At 69.9% G+C, this 3932-nt stretch carries 5 protein-coding genes; 4 read left to right on the top strand and 1 reads right to left on the bottom strand.

Annotated elements, in window-relative coordinates:
• The 4 genes from HUK84_RS11920 to pqqE form a co-directional block, all read left to right on the top strand.
• Positions 1 to 454 (top strand): MBL fold metallo-hydrolase (locus HUK84_RS11920; RefSeq protein ID WP_246285644.1); only part of this gene is annotated, 454 nt, incomplete at its 5' end.
• On the top strand, positions 451 to 1188 hold the full coding sequence (gene pqqC / locus HUK84_RS11915; protein ID WP_176640487.1) for a pyrroloquinoline-quinone synthase PqqC: 738 nt from the start codon (positions 451 to 453) through the stop codon (positions 1186 to 1188). The genes HUK84_RS11920 and pqqC, both read left to right, overlap by 4 nt.
• On the top strand, positions 1185 to 1478 hold the full coding sequence (gene pqqD / locus HUK84_RS11910) for a pyrroloquinoline quinone biosynthesis peptide chaperone PqqD (protein WP_176640486.1): 294 nt from the start codon (positions 1185 to 1187) through the stop codon (positions 1476 to 1478). The genes pqqC and pqqD overlap by 4 nt, the downstream gene beginning before the upstream one ends.
• Positions 1475 to 2569, top strand: coding sequence for a pyrroloquinoline quinone biosynthesis protein PqqE (gene pqqE / locus HUK84_RS11905; protein WP_176640485.1), 1095 nt, complete (start codon positions 1475 to 1477; stop codon positions 2567 to 2569). The genes pqqD and pqqE overlap by 4 nt, the downstream gene beginning before the upstream one ends.
• A gap of 85 nt (positions 2570 to 2654) precedes the next feature.
• On the opposite strand, the gene HUK84_RS11900 is transcribed toward pqqE, so the two are convergent.
• The coding region (locus HUK84_RS11900; RefSeq protein ID WP_246285643.1) for a HAMP domain-containing sensor histidine kinase at positions 2655 to 3932 on the bottom strand (1278 nt) is incomplete at its 5' end.

The following is a 3932-nucleotide window of genomic DNA, read 5'->3' as shown; positions in this document are numbered from 1 at the left end:
GGTCACGGCCTTCGTCGTGCCCGGCAAGGTCCCGCTCTATGCCGAATCCGGCCCCGACCCCGCCGCGATCGTCGAGAACGGCGAGACGATCGGCCTGGCGATTTCGGACGGCACGCGCCAGGCCCTGTTCATCCCCGGCTGCGCCCGGATGACCGACAGCCTGCGCGCACGCCTGCGCGGCGCCGACCTGGTCTTCTTCGACGGCACGCTCTGGACCGACGATGAAATGCTGCGCGCCGGCGTGGGCCAGAAGACCGGGCGGCGCATGGGCCATATGTCGGTCAGCGGCCCGGACGGCACGATCGCCGCCTTCGCCGCACTGGACGTCCGGCGCAAGATCCTGATTCACATCAACAATACCAACCCCATCCTGCTCGACGACAGCGCCGAGCACCAGGCCGCCCGCGATGCGGGGTGGGACATCGCCTTCGACGGCATGAGGATCCAGGCATGAGCACGCCGCCCCTTTCCCCCGACGGGCTCGAGGCCGCGCTGCGCGCCATCGGCGCCGAACGCTATCACAACCTGCATCCGTTCCATCGCGCGCTGCATGACGGCCGGCTGACCCGGGGGCAGGTGCAGGCCTGGGCGCTGAACCGCTATTACTACCAGTGCCGGATTCCGGCCAAGGACGCGACCCTGCTGGCCCGCCTGCCGACGGCGGAGCTGCGCCGCGAATGGCGCCGCCGCCTGGTCGATCACGACGGCGACGCGCCCGATACGGGCGGGGTCGCGCGCTGGCTGAAACTGACCGACGGGCTGGGGCTGGACCGCGCCTATGTCGAATCCCTGCACGGCTTGCTGCCGGCCACCCGCTTCGCGGTCGACGCCTATGTCCATTTCGTGCGCGATCGCTCGATCCTGGAAGCCATCGCCTCGTCCCTGACCGAACTTTTCTCGCCGACCATCATCGGCGAACGCGTCTCGGGCATGCTGCGCCATTATGATTTCGTCACCCCCGACACCCTTGCCTATTTCCAGCCGCGCCTGACCCAGGCCCCGCGCGATTCCGATTTCGCCCTGGCCTATGTGCGCGACCATGCGCGCACCGCCGAACAGCAGCAGGCGGTGATGGACGCGCTGCGTTTCAAATGCGACGTGCTGTGGTCGATGCTGGACGCGCTGGACTATGCCTATGTCGCGCCCGGCCGCATCCCGCCCGGCGCCTTCCGTCCCGACCCCGCATGACCGGCGACCCGCGTCCCGCGCCGTCCGAGGCCGATATCGTCCGCTTCCTGCGCGGCACGCGGCTGCAGCACGACCGGGTGCGCGACCAGTGGGTGATCCAGGCGCCCGAACGCGCCTTCATTGCCGATCCGGTCGCGGCCGAAATCCTGCGCCTGGTGGACGGGCAACGCCCGGTCGGCGCCATCATCGACCTGCTGGCCGCCCGCTTCGACGCGCCCCGCCCGGTCATTGCCCGGGACGTGCTGGCCATGATCGCCGACCTCGCGGCCCGCCAGGTCCTGACGGCATGACGACCGCCCCGCCGCCGATGAGCCTGCTGGCCGAGCTGACGCATCGCTGTCCGCTGCAATGCCCGTACTGCTCCAACCCCCTGGCGCTGGACGGGCGCGAGCGGGAACTGACCGCAGCCGAATGGACCGGCATCCTCGACCAGGCGGCCGAACTGGGCGTGCTGCAGGTGCATTTCTCGGGCGGCGAGCCGATGGCCCGGCCCGACCTGCCCGATCTGGTACGCCACGCGGCGGGACGGGGGCTGTACACCAACCTGATCACCTCGGGCGTGCTGCTGACCGAAACCAGCTTCCGCGCCCTGGCCGATGCGGGGCTGGACCATGTCCAGCTCTCTTTCCAGGACGTCGATACGGCCTCCGCCGAACGGATCGGCGGCATGGCCGGCGCGCAGGAGCGCAAGCTGGCGGCCGCCCGCATCGTCGTGGCCGACGGCATGCCGCTGACGCTGAATTTCGTCGTCCATCGCGCCAATATCGCGCGCATCCCGCACATGCTGGACCTGGCGCTGTCGCTGGGCGCGCGGCGGGTGGAAATCGCCCACACGCAATATTACGGCTGGGGCCTGGCCAATCGCGCCGCCCTGCTGCCCAGCCGCGCCCAGCTCGAGGACGCGACCCGCGCCGTCGCGGAGGCGCGCGCCCGGCTGGGGACGGCGCTCGCCATCGACTACGTCACCCCCGATTATTACGCCGACCAGCCCAAGCCCTGCATGGGCGGCTGGGGACGCCGCTTCGTGAATATCTCGCCCGCCGGCCATGTCCTGCCCTGCCACGCGGCCGAAACCGTGCCCGGCGTGCCCATGCCCGACATCCGTACCGCCGGCCTGGCCGAGATCTGGCAAAATGCCCCGCTCTTCCGGCTGTTCCGCGGCACGGACTGGATGCCCGAACCCTGCCGCGGCTGCGACCTGCGCGAACAGGATTGGGGCGGCTGCCGCTGCCAGGCGCTTGCCCTGCTGGGCGATGCCGGCGCCACCGACCCGGTCTGCACCCGATCGCCCCACCATGGCCGCATCGCCGCGATCCTGGACAGCCTGCCGGACGATCCGCCCGGCTATATTTATCGCCGGTACGGAAATTCACCGCAATGAGCGGGTGCCTTTGCGTTCTTTTTTGAAAAAAGAACCAAAAAACTTTTGTACGTCGGGAGTTATGTGCCGGCGCGCGCGAAACTCCTCAGGCCACCCGCGGCAGGCTGACGACGAACCGCGCGCCGGTCACCTGGCCATCGGGGCCGATGCGGTTTTCCGCGCGTATCGTGCCTTTCAGGGTCTCGACGATCTGCCGGCTGATCGACAGGCCCAGCCCCGAATGCTGGCCGAAATTCTCGCTGGTCGGCCGCTCGGAATAGAAACGGTCGAAGATGCTGTTCAGCTTTCCGGGCGGAATGCCCGGCCCTTCGTCCGTCACCGCGATCTCGACCATCCCGCCGGCGGCCGGCACCGCGCTCAGCACGATGCGCCCGTCGGGCGGCGAGAACGAGATCGCATTGCCGATCAGGTTGCGCAGCACCTGCACCAGCCGGTCCTCGACCGCCATCACCGCCAGCCGGCGCTCGGCCGTATCCCCGCTGCTGGCCACGCTCAGCACCGGCTGGCCCGGCTGGCGCGTCGCCTGGTGGATCTCGGCCAGCACCGACAGCATCGGCACCACCGCCACCGGCTCGGTACGCGCGCGCGACAATTCCGCGTCCACCCGGCTGGCATCGGAAATATCGGTGATCAGCCGGTCCAGCCGCCGCACGTCCTCGTTGATGATCGACAGCAGCCGCCGCTGGCGGTTCAGATCCTCGATCCGCAGCAGCGTCTCGATCGCCGAGCGGATCGACGAGAGCGGGTTCTTGATCTCGTGGCTGACATCGGCGGCGAACCGCTCGATCGCGTCCATCCGCGCCCACAGCGCCCGGGCGCTGTCCTGCAGCGCCCGCGCCACCTCGCCGATCTCGTCCCGGCGGGCCAGCAGACGCACCGGCACCGGATCCGACCGGCCGGTACTCTCGCGCATCACATGGGCCGACGCGGTCAGCCGCAGCAGCGGACGCGCGATCGTCAGCGACAGGTACCACGACAGCAGCACCGTCACGGCCAGCGCCACCAGGAACAGCGACAGGATCGACGAGCGCACGGCGAACAGGGACCGGTCCACGTTGCCGGCCTGCCGCGTCAACTGGATGATGCCGATCGTCTGGCCCTCATGCATCACCGGCTCGGCCACCGTGACGATCAGGTGCCGGCGCGCGGTCCGGCGGATATAGGGGGGCATTTCCGGCCGCGCGGCGCCGTCCACCCCGGTCATCGGCTGCACGCTGGGGTCGGTATCCGGCGTGTCCAGGGTCACGATCCGCCCGCCCGACAGGATCGGCAGCAGGGACAGCAGCCGGTCATAGAACCGTTCGGCCAGCCCCAGCTTGGCCCCGGCCGCCGCCCGGGGCGTGCGATCATCGCCGTCGTCGGC

It is taken from the genome of Nguyenibacter vanlangensis (genome assembly GCF_013376155.1).
Lineage (GTDB): Bacteria > Pseudomonadota > Alphaproteobacteria > Acetobacterales > Acetobacteraceae > Gluconacetobacter > Gluconacetobacter vanlangensis.
The sequence above is the reverse complement of the archived record's forward strand: the minus strand, read 5'-3'. Positions and strand labels throughout refer to the sequence as shown.